Consider the following 17,850-nt stretch of genomic DNA (forward strand, 5'->3'; position numbering starts at 1 on the left):
GTGGGTTATCCGAGGTCGGGCAGGGCGGGCGGGCTCTTCGCCGGGTTGCCCTCCAGGGCGGCCAGCGCGATCCGGACCGCCTCGTCGAGTTGCGGGTCGCGGCCCGCCGCGTGGTCCTGCGGGCGGGGGACGACCTCGACGTCCGGGTCCACGCCGTGGTTCTCCACGTCCCACGCGTAGTTCTCCAGCCAGAACGCGTACTTGGGCTGGGTGATCAGGGTGCCGTCGACGAGCCGGTAGCGGCTGTCGATGCCGATGACGCCGCCCCAGGTGCGGGTGCCGACGACGGGTCCGAGGCCGAGCGCCTTGACCGCGGCGTTGACGATGTCGCCGTCCGAGCCGGAGAACTCGTTGGCGACGGCGACGACCGGCCCGCGCGGCGCGTCCTCCGGGTAGCTGTACGGCCGCATCCCGCGCGGCACCGCCCAGCCGATGATCCGGCGGGCCAGTTTCTCCACGACGAGCTGGGAGGTGTGCCCGCCGCGGTTCTCCCGGACGTCGACGACGAGGCCCTCGCGGGCGACCTCCACGCGCAGGTCGCGGTGGATCTGCGCCCAGCCGGGAGGCATCATGTCGGGCACGTGGAGGTAGCCGAGGCGGCCACCGGACTTCTCGTGGACGTAGGCGCGGCGGTCGGCGACCCAGGCGTGGTAGCGCAGCGGCTCCTCGTCGGCGAGCGGGACGACGACAGCGTGCCGTACGTCGCCGCCGCCGGACGGGGAGACGGTCAGCTCGACGGGTTTGCCCGCGGTGCCGACGAGCAGCGGTCCGGGGCCGGTGACCGGGTCGACGGGGCGTCCGGCGACGGCGACGACGGCGTCCCCGGGGCGGACCGCGACGCCGGGCGCGGCGAGCGGCGAGCGGCCGTCGGGATCGGAGGTCTCGGAGGGCAGGATGCGGTCGATGCGCCAGACGCCGTCGGCGTCCCGGGACAGGTCGGCGCCGAGCAGACCCTGCCGGGCGCCGTCGCCGAAGCCGCCGCGCGGGACGACGTAGGCGTGTGAGGTGCCCAGTTCGCCGTGGGTCTCCCAGAGCAGGTCGACGAGGTCGTCGTGGGTGGCGAGGCGGTCCAGGACGGGGCGGTAGCGGTCGAGGATCCCGGCCCAGTCGACGCCGTTCATGTCGGGCCGCCAGAAGTGGTCCCGCATGATGCGGCCGGTCTCCTCGAACATCTGCCGCCACTCGGCGGCCGGGTCGACGAACTGCCGTACCCGGCCGAGGTCGACGGTGATGTGGGTGTCGCCGTCGTCGTCGTGGGCGGCGCGCCGGTCGCTGGGGACGACCTTGAGGCGGCCGTCGCTCCACAGCAGGACGCGTTTGCCGTCGCCGCTGACCTCGAAGTGGTCGGCGTCGGCGGCGAGGTGTTCGAGGCGGTGCTGGGCGAGGTCGTAGCGCTCCAGCTCGCTCTTGGGGTCGGGGTCGTCCGGGGTGGCGCGGGAGACGCCGAGGACGCCGCGCACCGGGTGCCGCAGCCACAGCACGCCGTCCTTGGCGGCGCGCAGGTTGGAGTAGCGGCCCGCCTCCACGGGGAACGGCACGATCCGGTCGGCGAGCCCTTCGAGGTCGATGCGGGTGGCGGGGGTGCCCTCGCCGTCGGGGGTCTCGTCCTTGTCGGCGTTCTCGAAGGGGCGGCCGTGCCGCTGCGGGCCGAACGGGGACGGCGTGGTCGCGGCGAGGGTGATCAGGTGCGGCCGGTCGCCGACGACGAACGCCAGGTCGAAGACGTGCTCGTCGTAGACCGGGTCGAAGGAGCGGTTGGAGAGGAAGGCGAGGTGCTTGCCGTCCGGGGTGAAGGCGGGGCTGTAGTCCTGGAAGCGCAGCGGGGTCGCCTCGGTGACGGACAGGTCGGTGGTGTGGGCGAGCTTGAGCTGGCAGAGCGGGCGCGGGCCGGGGTGCGACCAGGCCAGCCAGGTGGAGTCCGGGGAGAAGACCAGGCCGGTGGCGTCGCCGTCCTCGCTGCGGTCGATCTCGCGGATCTCGCCGGACTCGCGCTCCACGAGCAGGACCCGCCCGTCGTGCGCGGCGACCGCGGCCCGGCTGCCGTCCGGCGCCATCGCCAGGTCGAGCACCCGGCCGAGCTGGCCAGCGGCGAGGCGGCGCGGGGTGGCGCCCGGGGCGACGCCGGTGGCGGGCGCGAACTCCAGGGCGTCGTCGCCCTCGGCGTCCGTCACCCACACCACCCACTCCTCGCCGTCGGCGCGGAACGTGCGCGGCAGCCGGGCCCGGACGCCCGGTTCGGCGGCGAGCGCGCGGGCCGGTCCGGAGCGGTGGGTGACCCAGTGCACGGAGCCGCGCACGGCGATCGCGCTGCCCCGTGCGGTGTGGTCGGGGGAGGCGGAGCCGAACCAGCGGGCGGTGTTGACCGGGTAGGGCTGCTGGTCGGCGCGCTGCCCGCCGAGCCGGATGTCGAGCCGGCGCGGCTCGGCGCCGTCGAGGTCGTCGAGGAGCCACAGCTCACCGGCGCTGGAGTACGTCACACGGGTGCCGTCGGTCGCGGCGTGCCGGGCGTAGAAGCCTCCGAGGGGGGTGTGCCGCCGCAGGTCGGAGCCGTCGGCGAGGGAGGAGTACAGGGCGCCGGTGCCCTCGTGGTCGGAGAGGAAGGCGATCCGCTCGCCCACCCAGAACGGGTACTCGACGTTCCCGTTGACGTCCTCGTGGAGCCGGACGAACTCGCCGTCGCCGTCCCGGTCGATCCACAGCTTGCCCGCCGTGCCGCCCCGGTACCTCTTCCACCAGGCGGCCTCGCGGCCCATCGGCGCCGACAGCAGCACGGTGTGCGGGCCGTACGCCACCTCCCCGACCGGCCCGTACGGCAGCCGGGTCGCCGGTCCGCCGTCGAGGGGGACGGCGTGCGCCCAGGTGCGGCGCAGGCTGGCCTGGCCGTGGGTGGTGAGGGCGAGGACCTCGCCGTCGGGGGTCCAGCCGCGGACCTGGGTCTTGAGGCTGCCCCAGTGGGTGAGGCGGCGGGCGGGGCCGCCGTCGACGGGCGCCAGGTGCACCTCGGGGGCGCCGTCCCGGGTGGAGGACCAGGCGACGGCGGTGCCGTCGGGTGAGACGCGCGGGTGGTTGACGGGCACGTTGTCGGCGCTCACGCGCCAGGCACGGCCGCCGTCGAGGGGGGCGAGCCAGACGTCGTCCTCGGCGGTGAACGCGACCAACTCGCCGTGCGGATGCGGGAAGCGGAGGTACGCCGTTGCGGCGGACGCTGCGGACTGAGTCACCCGAGCAACCCTATGCAGGCGAGCTGCCCGCGAACAGCGGTTTGGATCACTTGCCACCCCGTCACTCGCCGCCCCATCACTCGCCGCCCCGTCACTTGCCGTCGGGCCAGCAGCGCGGCGCCTGCTGGCAGTACACGGTCTTGGTGACGGTCACGGTGACCGTGGGCCCCGGCCGCTGGCCGCCGGGGTTCCCGGCGGGCGGGGTGCTCGGCGCGGCGTCGCAGTCACCGAGACCCGAGACGCGGAACCGCTCCTTGCCGTCGACCTTGACGGTGAGCTGACCGCGTACGCAGGCGCCGTTGACCGCGCGGGTCACGTTGCCGTCGACGGTGATCTCCTTGCCGCTGTCGGTGCGGCCCTGGCAGTCGACGTCGGCGACGCTGTCCTCGCTGGCGGTCGGCGTGGTGTTGCCGCCGTTCCCGAAGCCGGCTGTGCAGTTGAGCCACTGCACGCCGGTGTCCCGCCGCTCCAGCTCCCGGGTCATCAACTCGTCGGTGGTGAACCCCACCGCCGCCGAGCTGAGCTGGCCCGGCTCGCAGGCCACCAGTCCGCCCACGGCGACGACCGCGAGTCCCACCATGCCTGCCATCCGTCGCGACACCCCCATGACAGGCAGCGTGCCACCGCCGCGCCGGTCACGGAAGAGGACATACGGACACCGCGAAATCCCGAGCGAAACGGACGTTCGACGTCATAGCGTGACCGTCATGGGGAACGACCACAGGCTGAGGAGGCTCGTCGTCGACGAGCGGACGGCGTACGACTGGACGTTACGGCACTCGCACGCGCCGGACGGCGGCTGCCGGGAGACGCTCACGCTGTACCGGGACCCGCGGACGGTCACCCGGATCGCCTTCGGCTCCGGGGAGGGCCGCTACGTCGCCGAGGGGTACTGGTACTCGGGCTCCGTCACCGACGGCCGGGGCAACCTGCTGAACCTGCACGAGCCGGGCGTGGTCCGCGCGTTCGTGGACGAGGCGGACCGGCGCGGACTGCTGGCGGCGCCGGGCGCGGGGACGGTGGAGGTGGACGGCTGGGAGCTGTTCCGGGCGGTGGTGCGGGGCCGACAGGCGCTGGCCTGAGGGGGTTCCTCAGGCCCAGCGTCCGGTGCGCCCCAGCAGCAGCGCGGTCGCCGCCGTGCCCGCCGTCGAGGTGCGCAGCACGCTGCGCCCGAGCCGGTAGGGCCGCGCCCCGGCGGCCGTGAACAGCGCCAACTCGTCCGGTGTCACGCCTCCTTCGGGGCCGACGACGAGCACGATGTCACCGTCCGTGGGCAGTTCGGCGGTGGCCAGCGGCGCGTCGCCGCTCTCGTGGAGTACGGCGGCGAAGTCCGCGTCGGCCAGAAGCGAGGCAACCTGCTTGCCCGTCGCCGCGTCCGCGACGTCGGGGAAGCGGACCCGGCGGGACTGCTTGCCCGCCTCGCGGGCGGTGGCCCGCCACTTGCCGAGCGCCTTCGCGCCGCGCTCGCCCTTCCACTGCGTGATGCAGCGGGCCGCCGCCCACGGCACGATCGCGTCGACGCCGACCTCGGTCATGGTCTCCACGGCGAGTTCGCCCCGGTCGCCCTTGGGCAGCGCCTGCACGACGGTGATCCGGGGCCGCTGCTCGGGCTCCTCCCGCACCGGCGTCAACTCGCCCACGACCAGCCGGTCCTTGCCCTCGGCGGCCCGGACGACGCCCTCGGTGAAGCGTCCGCGCCCGTCGGTGAGGACGACGGCCTCACCGGGCCGCAGCCGCTTCACGGAGACGGCGTGCCGGCCCTCGGCCCCGTCGAGCACGAACTCGGCGCCGACCGCGTCGAGCTGGTCGGCCACGAACACCGGCGCGGTCATCAGCCCCGCCCTCCCGTCGACAACGCTGTCCACGCCGCGTCGAGTTCGGCGGCGAGGACCTCCACCAGCTGTCCGGCGGGCAGCGCGCGGGCCATCCGGTGGCCCTGCCCCGCCCACAGCGCCATGCCCTGCGCGTCCCCGGCCCTCGCCGCCGCCTTCCGCAGCGGCGAGGTCAGGTGGTGCACCTCGGGGTAGGCGGCGGGCGCGTACGGCCCGTGCTCCCGCATGAACCGGTTGACCAGGCCCCGTGCGGGCCGCCCGGAGAACGCCCGGGTCAGCTCGGTGCGCACGAACAGCGGGTTGGTCAGCGCCTCCTTGTGCACGGCGTGGGCGCCGGACTCGTCGGTGGCGAGGAACGCGGTGCCGAGCTGCGCCGCGCTCGCCCCGGCCGCGAGGACGGCGGCGATCTGGCTGCCGCGCATGACGCCTCCGGCGGCGACGAGGGGCACGCTCACCGCCTCCCGGACCTGGGCGAGCAGGGAGAGCAGCCCGATCCCGGCGCCGTCCCGCTCGGGGAGGTCGCGGTGGGTGCCCTGGTGGCCGCCTGCCTCGACGCCCTGCACGATCACCGCGTCCGCCCCGGCCTGCTCGACGGCGACGGCCTCGTCGACGGTGGTCGCGGTGACCAGGGTGAACGTCCCGGCGCGGCGCAGGGAGGCCAGCACGTCGGGCGCGGGTACGCCGAAGTGGAACGACACCACCGGCACCGGGTTGTCCAGGAGGACGGAGAGCTTGGGCTCGTAGCCGTCGTCCCGGCCGCTGTCGGCGTCGCCCAGCTCGGTCTCGTACCAGACGGCCTCACCGGCGAGCTGGTGGGCGTACACGTCGACGGCGGCGGTGTAGGGCGGCGCGGCGTCAGCCGCTCCAGAGGGGCCGGTGCCCGCACCGGGATACTCGGGCTGGGGCAGGAAGAGGTTGACGCCGAAGGGGCGTGGGGTGAGGCTCCGCAGCTGCTTGATCTCCTGGTACATCCCGTCGGCGGTCTTGTACCCGGCGGCGAGGAAGCCGAGGCCGCCCGCCTCGGAGACGGCCGCGGCGAGGCGGGGCACGGAGACGCCGCCCGCCATGGGGGCCTGCACGATCGGACGGGCGAGGAGATCGGTCAGTGCGGAGGACATGACGGCATGTTGTCACGTCCTCCGCGCCAGTCCGAATCGAGTCTTCCGTAGACATATGCCTACGGAGGACTCCGCATGTCAGCGACGGCCGAGGTGACCCTCAGCGCCCGTTGAAGGCGTCCTTCAGCCGGGAGAACAGGCCCTGCTGGCCGGGCTGGAACTGCCCCTGCGGACGCTCCTCGCCGCGCAGCTTGGCCAGCTCGCGCAGCAGCCGCTCCTGCTCGACGTCGAGCTTGGACGGCGTCTGCACCTCGACGTGCACGATGAGGTCGCCGCGCCCGCCGCCGCGCAGGTGCGTCACCCCGCGCCCGTGCAGCGGGATCGACTGCCCGGACTGGGTGCCGGGGCGGATGTCGACCTCCTCCATGCCGTCGAGCGTCTCCAGCGGCACCTTCGTGCCGAGGGCCGCCGCCGTCATCGGGAGGGTGACCGTGCAGTGCAGGTCGTCGCCGCGCCGCTGGAACATGGGGTGCGGCAGCTCGTGGATCTCGACGTACAGGTCACCGGCGGGACCGCCGCCGGGGCCGACCTCGCCCTCGCCGGCGAGCTGGATGCGGGTGCCGTTGTCGACACCGGCCGGGATCTTCACGGTCAGCGTCCGCCGGGAGCGGATCCGGCCGTCACCGGCGCACTCCGGGCACGGGGTCGGCACGACGGTGCCGAAGCCCTGGCACTGCGGGCACGGCCGCGAGGTCATGACCTGGCCCAGGAAGGACCGGGTGACCTGGGAGACCTCACCGCGGCCGCGGCACATGTCACAGGTCTGCGCGGTGGTGCCCGGCGCGGCGCCCTCACCGTTGCAGGTGGAGCAGACGACGGCCGTGTCGACCTGGATGTCCTTGGTCGTGCCGAAGGCCGCCTCGTCCAGCTCCACCTCGATCCGGATCATCGCGTCCTGGCCGCGGCGGGTGCGCGAGCGCGGTCCGCGCTGCGACGCCGTACCGAAGAACGCGTCCATGATGTCCGAGAAGTTCCCGAAGCCGCCCGCGCCGAAGCCGCCCGCGCCCGCGCCGCCCGCCTGGGACAGCGGGTCGCCGCCGAGGTCGTAGACCTGCTTCTTCTGCGGGTCCGACAGCACCTCGTAAGCGGCGTTGATCTCCTTGAACCGCTCCTGGGTCTTCGGATCGGGGTTGACGTCCGGGTGCAGCTCGCGTGCGAGCCGCCGGAAGGCCTTCTTGATCTCTTCCTGCGACGCGTCGCGACGCACGCCGAGAACGGCGTAGTAGTCCGTGGCCACCTACGACTCCGCCAGGATCTGTCCGACGTACCGTGCCACCGCTCGTACCGCTCCCATCGTTCCCGGGTAATCCATGCGCGTCGGTCCGACCACGCCGAGTTTGGCTACTGCCCTGCCGCCCGAACCGTAGCCGACCGACACCACCGACGTGGAGTTGAGCCCCTCGTGGGCGTTCTCGTGACCGATACGGACGGTCATGCCCGGATCCTTCGCCTCACCCAGGAGCTTGAGGAGCACCACCTGCTCCTCCAGGGCCTCCAGGACGGGCCGGATCACGAGGGGGAAGTCGTGTCCGAAGCGGGTGAGATTGGCGGTGCCGCCGATCATCAGCCGCTCCTCGTTCTCCTCGACGAGGGTCTCCAGCAGGGTGGAGAGCACCGTCGAGACCGTGCCGCGGTCCTCCAGGTCGAAGGCCTCCGGCAGGTCCTCGACGAGGGTGGGCACGTCGGTGAAGCGGCGGCCCGCGACCCGGCTGTTCAGCCGCGCCCGCAGGTCCGCCAGCGACGTCTCGCCGAACGGCGCCGGGCAGTCGACCATCCGCTGCTCGACCCGCCCGGTGTCCGTGATCAGCACCAGCATCAGCCGCGCCGGGGCCAGCGCCAGCAGCTCCACGTGCCGCACCGTGGAACGGGTCAGCGACGGGTACTGCACGACCGCGACCTGCCGGGTCAGCTGCGCCAGCAGCCGCACCGTGCGCGCCACGACGTCGTCGAGGTCGACGGCGCCGTCGAGGAAGTTCTGGATCGCGCGCCGCTCGGGCGCGGTCAGCGGCTTCACCTCGGCGAGCTTGTCCACGAAGAGCCGGTAGCCCTTGTCGGTGGGGATCCGCCCGGCGCTGGTGTGCGGCTGGGCGATGTACCCCTCGTCCTCCAGGGCGGCCATGTCGTTGCGGACGGTGGCCGGGGAGACCCCGAGGCCGTGCCGCTCGGTGAGGGCCTTGGAACCGACGGGCTCCTCGGTGCCGACGTAGTCCTGGACGATGGCGCGCAGCACCTGCAGCCTTCGTTCACTGAGCATCGCGCACACCTCCAGCGGTCTTCCCCTCGGCGCTCCCCCTGGCACTCGGCGCTCGCGAGTGCCAGCCTTACCCGGCCCAGTGTACGGCGGTCGGGTACGCCCCCGGCAAGGCCGGTCCCGTGACGGCGTCGGTGAACGGGCGTCGCGACTAGCGTCGCGGGTATGACGGTGACTTGGGAAGAGCTGGGGTGGGAACGGCTGGCGCCGGGGGTCGGGCGGTGCCGGTTGCCGGGCTGGGACTGCACGGTGGGGCTGGTGGTCGGGGCGGGCGCGGCCCTGGTGGTCGACGCGGGGTCGAGCCTCGCGGAGGGCGCCCGGTCGCGTACGCGGGCGCAGTCGCTCGCCGGGGACCGTGTGACCCATCTCGCTCTCACCCATCCGCACTTCGACCACGTCTTCGGCGCGGCGGCGTTCGCGGGCGCCGAGGTGTACGGCGCGGTCGGCGTGGACGCGGTGCTCGGCTCCCGGCACGGCCGTGAGGAGCTGCGCGCGGACGCCGTACGGCACGGTCTCGCCGAGGACCTGGCCGCGGAGGCCGCCGAGACGCTGACCGCGCCCCGGCACCACGTCTCCGGCGAGTGGACGCTCGACCTGGGCAGCGGGCGGCAGGTGCTGCTGGCCAACGTGGGTCCGGGGCACACGGCGTACGACCTCGCCGTGCTGGTGCCGGGCGACCCGGAGGTGGTGTTCTGCGGGGACCTGGTCGAGGAGTCCGGGGAGCCGCAGGCGGGGCCCGACGCCGTACCGGCGCGGTGGCCGGAGGCACTGGACCGGCTGCTGTCCCTGGGCGGCGGGGGCGCGGTGTACGTGCCCGGTCACGGGGCGGCGGTGGACGCGGCGTTCGTGCGGGCCCAGCGGGACGCGCTGGCGGCGCGTTTCGGCGTGTCGCGCTGAGGGCGCGCGGGGGTGTCCATATCGTCATCCGAATGCGCCAGTACTCCGCCGACCTGACCCCGCCCTGGAAGAAGCCCCGGCCCGCCCCCGAGGTCCCGGCGGACCCCGGTCTGGTGGTGGAGGAACAGGGCACCGGCTTCTGCGGCGCCGTGATCCGCTGCGAGGCGGGCACGGTCACCCTGGAGGACCGCTTCGGCAAGCACCGGGTGTTCCCGCTGGAGCCGCGCGGGTTCCTGCTGGAGGGCGAGCCGGTGACCCTGGTGCGACCGGCCAGGGGTCCGGTACGCCCCACCCGCACCGCCTCCGGCTCGGTCGCCGTCCCCGGCGCCCGCGCGCGCGTCGCCCGCGCCGGGCGCATCTACGTCGAGGGCCGCCATGACGCCGAGCTGGTGGAGAAGGTCTGGGGCGACGACCTGCGCGTGGAGGGCGTCGTCGTGGAGTACCTGGAGGGCGTCGACGACCTGCCGTCGATCGTCGCCGACTTCGCCCCGGGCCCGGACGCCCGCCTGGGCGTCCTGGTCGACCACCTCGTCCCCGGCTCGAAGGAGTGGCGCATCGCACAGTCGGTCACCAGCGGACACGCCCTCGTCGTCGGCCACCCGTACATCGACGTCTGGGAGGCGGTGAAGCCGTCGTCCCTGGGCATCGGCTCCTGGCCACGGGTCCCGCGCGGCCAGGACTGGAAGACGGGGGTGTGCCGGGCGCTGGGGTGGCCGTCGGACAACACCGGCGCGGTGTGGCAGGAGATCCTGAAGCGGGTGACGTCCTACAAGGACCTGGAGCCGGAGCTGTTGGGCAGCGTGGAACGACTAATCGATCACGTGACCGTGTCCTGAACGCCGTCCGACCGTTGACAGACCGGGCCTGGTGGGCTGCTCTCCGCCGCTGCGGAGGTGGTCCGTCGATCAGCTCGTCCACACGGCCGAGCAGCTCCTGCTCCCCGCCGAAGCGGGGGTGACCCCTCAGTCCACCAGGTCCCGCACCACCGCGTCCGCGAGGAGCCGTCCGCGCAGCGTCAGCACGGCCCGCCCCTCGTCGTAGGGGTCCCGCTGGAGCAGCCCCTCCGCCAGCGCGCGCCCCGCCGCCGCGAGGCCCGCCTCCCGCAGCAGCGACAGCGGTACGCCCTCCCTGAGCCGCAGCTCCAGCAGGACGCGCTCGACGCGGCGGTCCTCGTCCGACAGGAGTTCGCGACCCGCGCCCGGTGACCGGCCGTCCGCCAGCGCCGCCGCGTACGCCCCCGGGTGCTTCACGTTCCACCAGCGCACGCCGCCGACGTGGGAGTGGGCGCCGGGGCCCGCGCCCCACCAGTCGGCGCCGCGCCAGTACAGCTCGTTGTGCAGGCAGCGGGCGGCCTCGGAGGCCGCCCAGTTGGAGACCTCGTACCAGTCGAGGCCCGCCCCCGACAGCACCTCGTCCGCGATCAGGTACCGGTCCGCGTGCACGTCGTCGTCGGTCGTCGGGACCTCGCCGCGGCGGATGCGGCGGGCGAGCTGCGTGCCCTCCTCGACGATCAGCGCGTACGCCGAGACGTGGTCGGGTCCGGCGCCGAGCGCCGCGTCCAGGGACGCCCGCCAGTCGTCGTCGGACTCGCCCGGGGTGCCGTAGATCAGGTCCAGGTTGACGTGGTCGAAGCCCGCCGCGCGGGCCTCCGCGACGCACGCCTCGGGGCGGCCGGGGGTGTGGGTGCGGTCGAGGACCTTCAGGACGTGCTGACGGGCGCTCTGCATCCCGAAGGAGATCCGGTTGAAGCCGCCCTCGCGGAGGGCCGCGAGGTACGCCGGGTCCACCGACTCCGGGTTGGCCTCCGTCGTGACCTCGGCGTCCGCCGCGAGCCCGAACTCGTCGCGGATCGCCCGCAGCATCCGTACGAGGTCCTCGGCGGCCAGCAGCGTCGGCGTACCGCCCCCCACGAACACCGTGCGGACCTCGCGCGGGTCGTCGCCGAGAACCTTGCGGGCGAGGCGGACCTCGTCGGTGAGGGTGTCGGCGTAGTTGTCGCGGGAGGCGAGGACGCCGCCGGTGGAGCGCAGCTCGGTCGCGGTGTAGGTGTTGAAGTCGCAGTAGCCGCAGCGGGTCGCGCAGTACGGGACGTGCAGGTAGAACCCGAGGGGGCGGGTCGCCGCCCGGGCGAGCGCGGACGCGGGCAGCGCGCCGTCGGCGGGGACGGGTTCGCCGTCGGGGAGTGCGGAAGGCATGTACTCCATTGTCCGGCATCGGCGCCGGGGCCTACTCCGCCTGGAGGACCAGCAGCGCGAGGTCGTCCTCCGGCGGCCGTCCGCCGAAGTCGTGGACCAGGCGCCGGATGCGTTCCGCGATCAGGTCGGCGCCGAGCCCGGCGCATCCGGCGAGCGCGGTCGCGAGGCCGTCCTCGTCGTCGAACTGGCGGGAGCCGCTGCGCCGCTCGGTGACCCCGTCGGTGACGCAGAGCAGGCTGTCGCCGGGGGCCAGGTCGACCGTCTCGCTGGTGTACGTCTCGTCCTCGACGACGCCGAGCAGGGTCTGCGGGCGGGCCGCGGTGCGCACGGTGCCGTCGGGACGGAGGACCAGCGGCAGCGGGTGGCCCGCGGAGGCGAGGGTGAGGCGGACGCCGCCGCCGTCGCGGGGCACGAGATCGCCGTAGAGCAGGGAGAGGAAGCGGGTCTGCGGGCCCTCGCCGGGCGGGACCGGGCCGACCAGGGCGCGGGCGGCGGCGTCGGCGGCCTCGGTGGCGTCGTCGAGGAGGAGCTGGTTGAGCCGGTCCAGGACGTCGGCGACGCGGTAGCCCTCGCGGGCCAGCAGCCGCAGCCAGGGCCGGGCGAGCCCGATGACGACGGCGGCCTCGGGCCCCTTGCCCTGGACGTCGCCGATGGCGAAGCACCAGCGGCCGTTCCCGGCGGGGAACAGATCGTAGAAGTCGCCGCTGGGTCCGCCCTGGTCGCAGGGTTCGTGGACGAGGGCGCTGCGCACGCCGGGGATCTCGGCGACCGCGCCGGGCAGCAGTCCGCGCTGGAGCACGGCGCTGATGGTGGCCTGCCGGGCGTACTGGCGGGCGGCGCCGATGGCGAGCGCGACCCGGCGGCCGAGGTCCTCGACGAGGCCGGTGATCTCGTCGGGGAAGCGGGGCAGTCCGGCCCGGCCGATGACGAGGGTGCCCAGCGGGCGTCCGCCCGCGACGAGGCGGTAGGCGAGGGCGGCGCCGTGCGTTCCGCGCGGGCCGAGCGCGGTGCCGGGCCACGGGTAGGGGACGGGGCCGGAGCGCAGGGCGTCGGGCGGCCGCGGCGGGTCCTTCTCCAGGATCTGGCGGAGGTCCTCCAGGCAGTCCTCGCGGCGGTGCCAGACGCGCGCGAGCCGGGCGCCGGACAGCCCGCCGGCCCCGTCGGCGCCCCAGCCGCCGACGCGGCCCATCGCCTCGTCCTCCAGCCAGACCGCGCACCAGTCGGCCAGCCGGGGCACGATCAGCTGGCCGGTGAGCGCGGCGACCAGGTTCTCGTCGAGCTGTCCGGCGAGCAGGTCGGAGGCCTCGGCGAGGAAGGACAGGGCGCCCCGGCCCAGCCAGTCCCGGTCGGCGCCGGAGGGGCGGGGCCCGGGGGCGAGCAGCTCGGCGACGTGCAGGCCGAGGTCGGCGGTCCCGGCGATCCGGTCCGGCTCCTCGGCCGGGAGCCGCGCCCACACCGTCTTGGCGCCGCGCTGGTAGCTGACGCCCCAGGCATCCGCGAGGGCGGCGACCAGGCGCAGCCCGCGCCCCTGTCGCGGCGCCCCGCGCGGCGGGCGTGCGGGGTGCCGGTCGGTGACCTCCACGACCAGCGCGCCGGTGCCGGGGTCCAGACGGCAGGCCAGCACGACGTCGGTCCCGGCGTGCACGACGGCGTTGGTGACCAGTTCGCTGACGGCCACCATGGCGTCGTGGGCGAGACGGCCGCTGATCCTCTCGGTGCCGGGCAGACCGCGGTCGGTCCACTCGCCCAGCGCCGCGCGGACCAGGCCGCGGGCGGTGCCGGGCGCGAGGGGACTCCCGGACAGGGTGGCGCGCAGGTGCGCCGCGGTGGCCGCGTCCGCGGGCTCCTCGGAGGCCGGGGAGACGGTCTCCCGTTGCGTGGGAATGGCCCCCATGGACGGCTCCCCGGACGGCTCGGACGGACAGACCTCGGTCAGTGCCGACAGGGTGACAGAAAGACGGCACCCGTACGCACCGAGTTACCGAAGTGGGCCGCCGGGGGTGAGATAGCTGTAGTACGCCTATCCGAAGCTGGCCGATTCTGATCGAAAGCGGTAGGGGGAGCGACGCAAAGGGGCGCGGGGCCCTGGCTGGTCCGGGGCCCCGGGCGGTTCGCGGCCGCCCGCGGCCCCCGCCACCACTCCCTCCCCCCTACGCCTCGCGCGACCCCGCGTACATCTCCTCGATCAGGTGCCCGTACTCCCGCTCCACCACCGGCCGCTTCAGCTTCAGGCTCGGTGTCAGCTCGCCGTGCTCCACGTCGAGGTCCCGCGGCAGCAGCCGGAACTTCTTGATGGTCTGCCACCGCTGGAGCCCCTGGTTCAGCTCCCGCACGTACCCGTCGATCAGCTCGACCGTGGCGGGCGCGGCGACGACCTCCGCGTACGACTTGCCCTCCAGGCCGTTCTCCGCCGCCCACTGCAGGATCGACGGCTCGTCGAGCGCGATGAGCGCGGTGCAGTAGTTCCGGTCGGCGCCGTGCACGAGGATGTTGGAGACGTACGGGCAGACCGCCTTGAACTGCCCCTCGGCCTCCGCCGGGGCGATGTACTTGCCGCCGGAGGTCTTGATGAGGTCCTTCTTGCGGTCGGTGATGCGCAGGTAGCCGTCGGGGGACAGCTCGCCGATGTCGCCGGTGTGGAACCAGCCGTCCGGCTCCAGCACCTCGGCGGTCTTCTCGGGCAGCTTGTGGTAGCCCTGCATGATGCCGGGGCCGCGCATCAGGATCTCGCCGTCGTCGGCGATGCGGACCTCCGTGCCGGGCAGCGGCTTGCCGACGGTGCCGGTGCGGTAGGCCTCGCCGGGGTTGACGAAGGACGCGGCGGAGGACTCGGTGAGGCCGTAGCCCTCCAGGATGTGGATGCCGGCACCGGCGAAGAAGAAGCCGATGTCGGGCGCGAGGGCGGCGGAGCCGGAGATGCAGGCGCGCAGGTTGCCGCCGAAGGCCTCGCGGATCTTGGCGTAGACGAGCTTGTCGGCGACGCCGTGCTTGGTGCGCAGCCCGAAGGGGACGCTCGCGCTGCCGGTGCGGCGGAAGTTGTCCTGGCTGGTCCTGGCGTACTCCCGGGCGACCTCGGCGGCCCACTGGAAGATCTTGTACTTGGCGCCGCCGCCCGCGCGGGCCTTCGCCGCGACGCCGTTGTAGACCTTCTCGAAGATGCGCGGGACGGCCGCCATGTACGTCGGCCGCACCACCGGCAGGTTCTCGATGATCTTGTCCACCCGGCCGTCGACGGCGGTGACGTGGCCGACCTCGATCTGGCCGGAGGTGAGCACCTTGCCGAAGACGTGCGCGAGCGGCAGCCACAGGTACTGCACGTCGTCCGCCCCGACCATGCCGGTCGCGGCGATCGCCTTCGCCATGTACGACCAGTTGTCGTGCGGGAGGCGTACGCCCTTGGGCCGGCCGGTGGTGCCGGAGGTGTAGATGAGGGTGGCGAGCTGGTCCTTGGTGATCGCGCCGACCCGCTCCCTGACCAGCTCGGGGTCCTTCTCCAGCCGGGCGGCGCCCCGGCTCTCCAGCTCGGCGAGGGTCAGGATCCAGTCACCGCTCTCCACGCCGTCGCCGTCGACGACCACGACGTGCGTCAGCTCGGGCAGCTCGGCGCGCTTCTCGACGGCCTTGGCGAGCTGCTCGGCGTTCTCCGCGATCAGCACCCGGCTCTCGGAGTCGGAGAGGATGTACGCCGACTCGTCCGCGTTGGTCTGCGGGTAGACGGTCGTCGTCGCGGCGCCCGCGCACATGATGCCGAGGTCGTTGAGGATCCACTCCAGACGGGTGCTGGAGGCGAGCGCGACCCGCTGCTCCGGCTCGACGCCCAGCTCGATCAGTCCGGCGGCGATGTTGAACACCCGTTCCGCGGCCTGCGCCCAGGTCAGCGACTTCCAGTCGTCGGGACCCTCGCCGGAGGCCGCGGGCACCGGGTAGCGGTAGGCCTCGGCGTCCGGGGTGGCCGCCACCCGCTCCAGGAAGAGGCCAGCCACGGACGGCGGACGGTTCTCGATCAGGGTCTGTGTGTCGCTCACGACATCCTCCGGGGCCCGCGACGGTGCGGCTGGATCAGGGGCTCGTAATCTGTGGGCTCGTGGACAGGGGCTCGTAGACAGGGGGCTCGTAGCACTCTCAGGGCACTTGTTTAACTCGCGAGTAACCTGTGAGTGGAGATCAGAGTAAAGCCCGACCGGCCGTGACGTAAGGGCCCGCGCCCTGTGACTTCCTCCGGGCTGTGGCCGTGGACGTGACCAGGGGCCCGCCGCACTCGCGTACGACGGGCCCCTGCTGCGCCTGGTTGGCCCGGTTACTTCTTGGCCTTGCCCGACCCCGCGCTGTCGTCGCTGGAGAGCACCGCGATGAAGGCCTCCTGCGGAACCTCCACGGAACCCACCATCTTCATGCGCTTCTTGCCTTCCTTCTGCTTCTCCAGCAGCTTCCGCTTGCGGGAGATGTCACCGCCGTAGCACTTGGCGAGGACGTCCTTGCGGATGGCGCGGATGGTCTCGCGGGCGATCACCCGGGAGCCGATGGCCGCCTGTACCGGCACCTCGAAGTTCTGCCGCGGGATCAGCTCCTTCAGCTTGGCGACGAGCCGTACGCCGTACGCGTACGCCTGGTCCTTGTGGGTGATCGCCGAGAAGGCGTCCACCTTGTCGCCGTGCAGCAGGATGTCGACCTTGACGAGCGAGCTGGACTGCTCGCCCGTGGGCTCGTAGTCCAGGGAGGCGTAGCCGCGGGTCTTGGACTTCAGCTGGTCGAAGAAGTCGAAGACGATCTCGGCGAGCGGGAGCGTGTAGCGGATCTCGACGCGGTCCTCGGAGAGGTAGTCCATGCCGAGCAGCGTGCCGCGCCGGGTCTGGCACAGCTCCATGATCGCGCCGATGAACTCGGTGGGCGCGAGGATCGTCGACCGTACGACCGGCTCGAAGACCTCGGCGATCTTCCCCTCGGGGAACTCGCTGGGGTTGGTGACCGTGTGCTCCTCGCCGTCCTCCATGATCACGCGGTAGACCACGTTCGGCGCGGTGGCGATCAGGTCGAGCCCGAACTCGCGCTCCAGGCGCTCGCGGATCACGTCGAGGTGGAGCAGGCCCAGGAAGCCGACGCGGAAGCCGAAGCCGAGGGCCGCGGAGGTCTCCGGCTCGTAGACCAGGGCGGCGTCGTTGAGCTGGAGCTTGTCGAGGGCCTCGCGCAGCTCGGGGTAGTCGGAGCCGTCCAGCGGATACAGACCGGAGAACACCATCGGCTTCGGGTCCTTGTAACCGCCGAGCGCTTCCGTGGCGCCCTTGTGCTGGCTGGTGACGGTGTCACCCACCTTCGACTGGCGGACGTCCTTCACCCCGGTGATCAGATAGCCCACCTCACCGACGCCGAGCCCGTCGGCCGGGAGCATCTCGGGTGAGTTCGTCCCGATCTCCAGCAGCTCGTGCGTGGCGTTGGTGGACATCATCCGGATGCGCTCACGCCGGTTGAGCTGGCCGTCGATGACACGGACGTACGTCACGACACCGCGGTAGGAGTCGTAGACCGAGTCGAAGATCATGGCGCGGGCGGGGGCGTCCTTGACGCCGACCGGCGCGGGGATCTCGGCGACGACCTTGTCCAGCAGCGCCTCGACCCCGAGCCCGGTCTTGGCGGAGACCTTCAGCACGTCGTCCGGCTCACACCCGACCAGGTTCGCCAGCTCCTCGGCGAACTTCTCCGGCTGCGCGGCCGGCAGGTCGATCTTGTTGAGTACGGGGATGATCGTGAGGTCGTTCTCCATCGCCAGGTAGAGGTTGGCGAGGGTCTGGGCCTCGATGCCCTGGGCGGCGTCGACGAGGAGGATGGTCCCCTCGCAGGCGGCGAGCGACCGCGAGACCTCGTACGTGAAGTCGACGTGCCCCGGGGTGTCGATCATGTTGAGGATGTGCGTGTCGCTCTTGTCGTGGGTGGGAGCCCACGGCAGCCGCACCGCCTGGGACTTGATCGTGATGCCGCGCTCGCGCTCGATGTCCATACGGTCGAGGTACTGAGCGCGCATCTGCCGCTGCTCGACCACCCCGGTCAGCTGGAGCATCCGGTCGGCTAGCGTGGACTTGCCGTGGTCGATGTGCGCGATGATGCAGAAGTTGCGGATCAGAGCCGGGTCGGTACGGCTCGGCTCGGGCACATTGTTAGGGGTCGCGGGCACGCAGGGTCCTGTCTCTTGAGGCGCCTTATGCCTCGGGTCGGATCGATACGTAGCCTCCATGGTCCCACGGGCGGCGACCGGGAGCGGGTTTGGGCCACTCAACGGGCCGCTGGTAGTGTGGGGGGCTGTGTCTCATGCCCTCTCAGCGCGGGACACACCTCAAGAAATCA

Annotated in this window: 13 protein-coding genes; 3 read left to right on the plus strand and 10 right to left on the minus strand. The window is 73.1% G+C overall.

The annotated features are described in order from the left end of the window. Window positions 1-5: 5 nt before the first annotated feature. Both ABZ659_RS11600 and ABZ659_RS11605 read right to left on the minus strand, forming a co-directional pair. Entirely contained in the window at window positions 6-3,221 is a 3,216-nt protein-coding gene (locus ABZ659_RS11600; protein WP_360216674.1) for a S41 family peptidase, read from the minus strand. Window positions 3,222-3,312: 91 nt separating this feature from the next. Continuing rightward, window positions 3,313-3,801, minus strand: coding sequence for a hypothetical protein (locus ABZ659_RS11605; protein ID WP_360216905.1), 489 nt, complete (start codon window positions 3,799-3,801; stop codon window positions 3,313-3,315). A 127-nt stretch (window positions 3,802-3,928) separates the two neighbouring features. Between ABZ659_RS11605 and ABZ659_RS11610 the strand changes: the two genes are divergently transcribed. Continuing rightward, on the plus strand, window positions 3,929-4,303 hold the full coding sequence (locus ABZ659_RS11610) for a hypothetical protein (protein WP_360216677.1): 375 nt from the start codon (window positions 3,929-3,931) through the stop codon (window positions 4,301-4,303). A gap of 9 nt (window positions 4,304-4,312) precedes the next feature. Here the strand turns inward: ABZ659_RS11610 and ABZ659_RS11615 are convergent, their stop codons facing one another. The 4 genes from ABZ659_RS11615 to hrcA form a co-directional block, all read right to left on the minus strand. After that, window positions 4,313-5,053: a 16S rRNA (uracil(1498)-N(3))-methyltransferase gene (locus ABZ659_RS11615; protein ID WP_360216680.1), complete on the minus strand. Its 741-nt coding sequence runs from the start codon at window positions 5,051-5,053 to the stop codon at window positions 4,313-4,315. After that, window positions 5,053-6,171 carry a nitronate monooxygenase gene (locus ABZ659_RS11620; RefSeq protein ID WP_360216683.1) on the minus strand — a complete coding sequence of 373 codons (1,119 nt, stop codon included), beginning with the start codon at window positions 6,169-6,171 and terminating at the stop codon, window positions 5,053-5,055. Before ABZ659_RS11620 ends, ABZ659_RS11615 begins: the two co-directional genes overlap by 1 nt. A gap of 100 nt (window positions 6,172-6,271) precedes the next feature. Then, complete coding sequence (dnaJ, locus tag ABZ659_RS11625; RefSeq protein ID WP_360216686.1) at window positions 6,272-7,408, minus strand: molecular chaperone DnaJ; 1,137 nt, start codon at window positions 7,406-7,408, stop codon at window positions 6,272-6,274. After that, on the minus strand, window positions 7,409-8,425 hold the full coding sequence (gene hrcA, locus ABZ659_RS11630) for a heat-inducible transcriptional repressor HrcA (RefSeq protein WP_360216688.1): 1,017 nt from the start codon (window positions 8,423-8,425) through the stop codon (window positions 7,409-7,411). A 162-nt stretch (window positions 8,426-8,587) separates the two neighbouring features. Between hrcA and ABZ659_RS11635 the strand changes: the two genes are divergently transcribed. Continuing rightward, window positions 8,588-9,319 carry an MBL fold metallo-hydrolase gene (locus tag ABZ659_RS11635; RefSeq protein WP_360216691.1) on the plus strand — a complete coding sequence of 244 codons (732 nt, stop codon included), beginning with the start codon at window positions 8,588-8,590 and terminating at the stop codon, window positions 9,317-9,319. Between the two features lie 32 nt (window positions 9,320-9,351). Continuing rightward, complete coding sequence (locus ABZ659_RS11640; protein ID WP_360216694.1) at window positions 9,352-10,155, plus strand: DUF3097 domain-containing protein; 804 nt, start codon at window positions 9,352-9,354, stop codon at window positions 10,153-10,155. A 126-nt stretch (window positions 10,156-10,281) separates the two neighbouring features. On the opposite strand, the gene hemW is transcribed toward ABZ659_RS11640, so the two are convergent. The 4 genes from hemW to lepA all read right to left on the minus strand — a co-directional run bounded on the left by hemW (window position 10,282) and on the right by lepA (window position 17,680). Beyond that, window positions 10,282-11,514, minus strand: coding sequence for a radical SAM family heme chaperone HemW (gene hemW / locus ABZ659_RS11645; RefSeq protein WP_360216697.1), 1,233 nt, complete (start codon window positions 11,512-11,514; stop codon window positions 10,282-10,284). Window positions 11,515-11,545: 31 nt separating this feature from the next. Next, on the minus strand, window positions 11,546-13,408 hold the full coding sequence (locus tag ABZ659_RS11650; RefSeq protein ID WP_360216700.1) for an ATP-binding SpoIIE family protein phosphatase: 1,863 nt from the start codon (window positions 13,406-13,408) through the stop codon (window positions 11,546-11,548). A gap of 256 nt (window positions 13,409-13,664) precedes the next feature. Next, window positions 13,665-15,539, minus strand: coding sequence for an AMP-dependent synthetase/ligase (locus tag ABZ659_RS11655; RefSeq protein WP_360216703.1), 1,875 nt, complete (start codon window positions 15,537-15,539; stop codon window positions 13,665-13,667). Between the two features lie 272 nt (window positions 15,540-15,811). Continuing rightward, window positions 15,812-17,680, minus strand: coding sequence for a translation elongation factor 4 (gene lepA, locus ABZ659_RS11660; RefSeq protein WP_360216706.1), 1,869 nt, complete (start codon window positions 17,678-17,680; stop codon window positions 15,812-15,814). Between the last annotated feature and the right edge of the window lie 170 nt (window positions 17,681-17,850).

The organism is Streptomyces sp. NPDC006997 (assembly GCF_040635175.1).
Taxonomy (GTDB): Bacteria; Actinomycetota; Actinomycetes; order Streptomycetales; family Streptomycetaceae; genus Streptomyces.

Coding starts and splice junctions, on each gene's coding strand:
- ABZ659_RS11635 (WP_360216691.1), top strand. CDS start 8,588: ATGACGGTGACTTGGGAAGAGCTGGGGTGGGAACGGCTGGCGCCGGGG.
- ABZ659_RS11650 (WP_360216700.1), bottom strand. CDS start 13,408: ATGGGGGCCATTCCCACGCAACGGGAGACCGTCTCCCCGGCCTCCGAG.
- ABZ659_RS11605 (WP_360216905.1), bottom strand. CDS start 3,801: ATGGTGGGACTCGCGGTCGTCGCCGTGGGCGGACTGGTGGCCTGCGAG.
- hemW (WP_360216697.1), bottom strand. CDS start 11,514: ATGCCTTCCGCACTCCCCGACGGCGAACCCGTCCCCGCCGACGGCGCG.
- hrcA (WP_360216688.1), bottom strand. CDS start 8,425: ATGCTCAGTGAACGAAGGCTGCAGGTGCTGCGCGCCATCGTCCAGGAC.
- ABZ659_RS11615 (WP_360216680.1), bottom strand. CDS start 5,053: ATGACCGCGCCGGTGTTCGTGGCCGACCAGCTCGACGCGGTCGGCGCC.
- ABZ659_RS11610 (WP_360216677.1), top strand. CDS start 3,929: ATGGGGAACGACCACAGGCTGAGGAGGCTCGTCGTCGACGAGCGGACG.
- ABZ659_RS11640 (WP_360216694.1), top strand. CDS start 9,352: ATGCGCCAGTACTCCGCCGACCTGACCCCGCCCTGGAAGAAGCCCCGG.
- ABZ659_RS11620 (WP_360216683.1), bottom strand. CDS start 6,171: ATGTCCTCCGCACTGACCGATCTCCTCGCCCGTCCGATCGTGCAGGCC.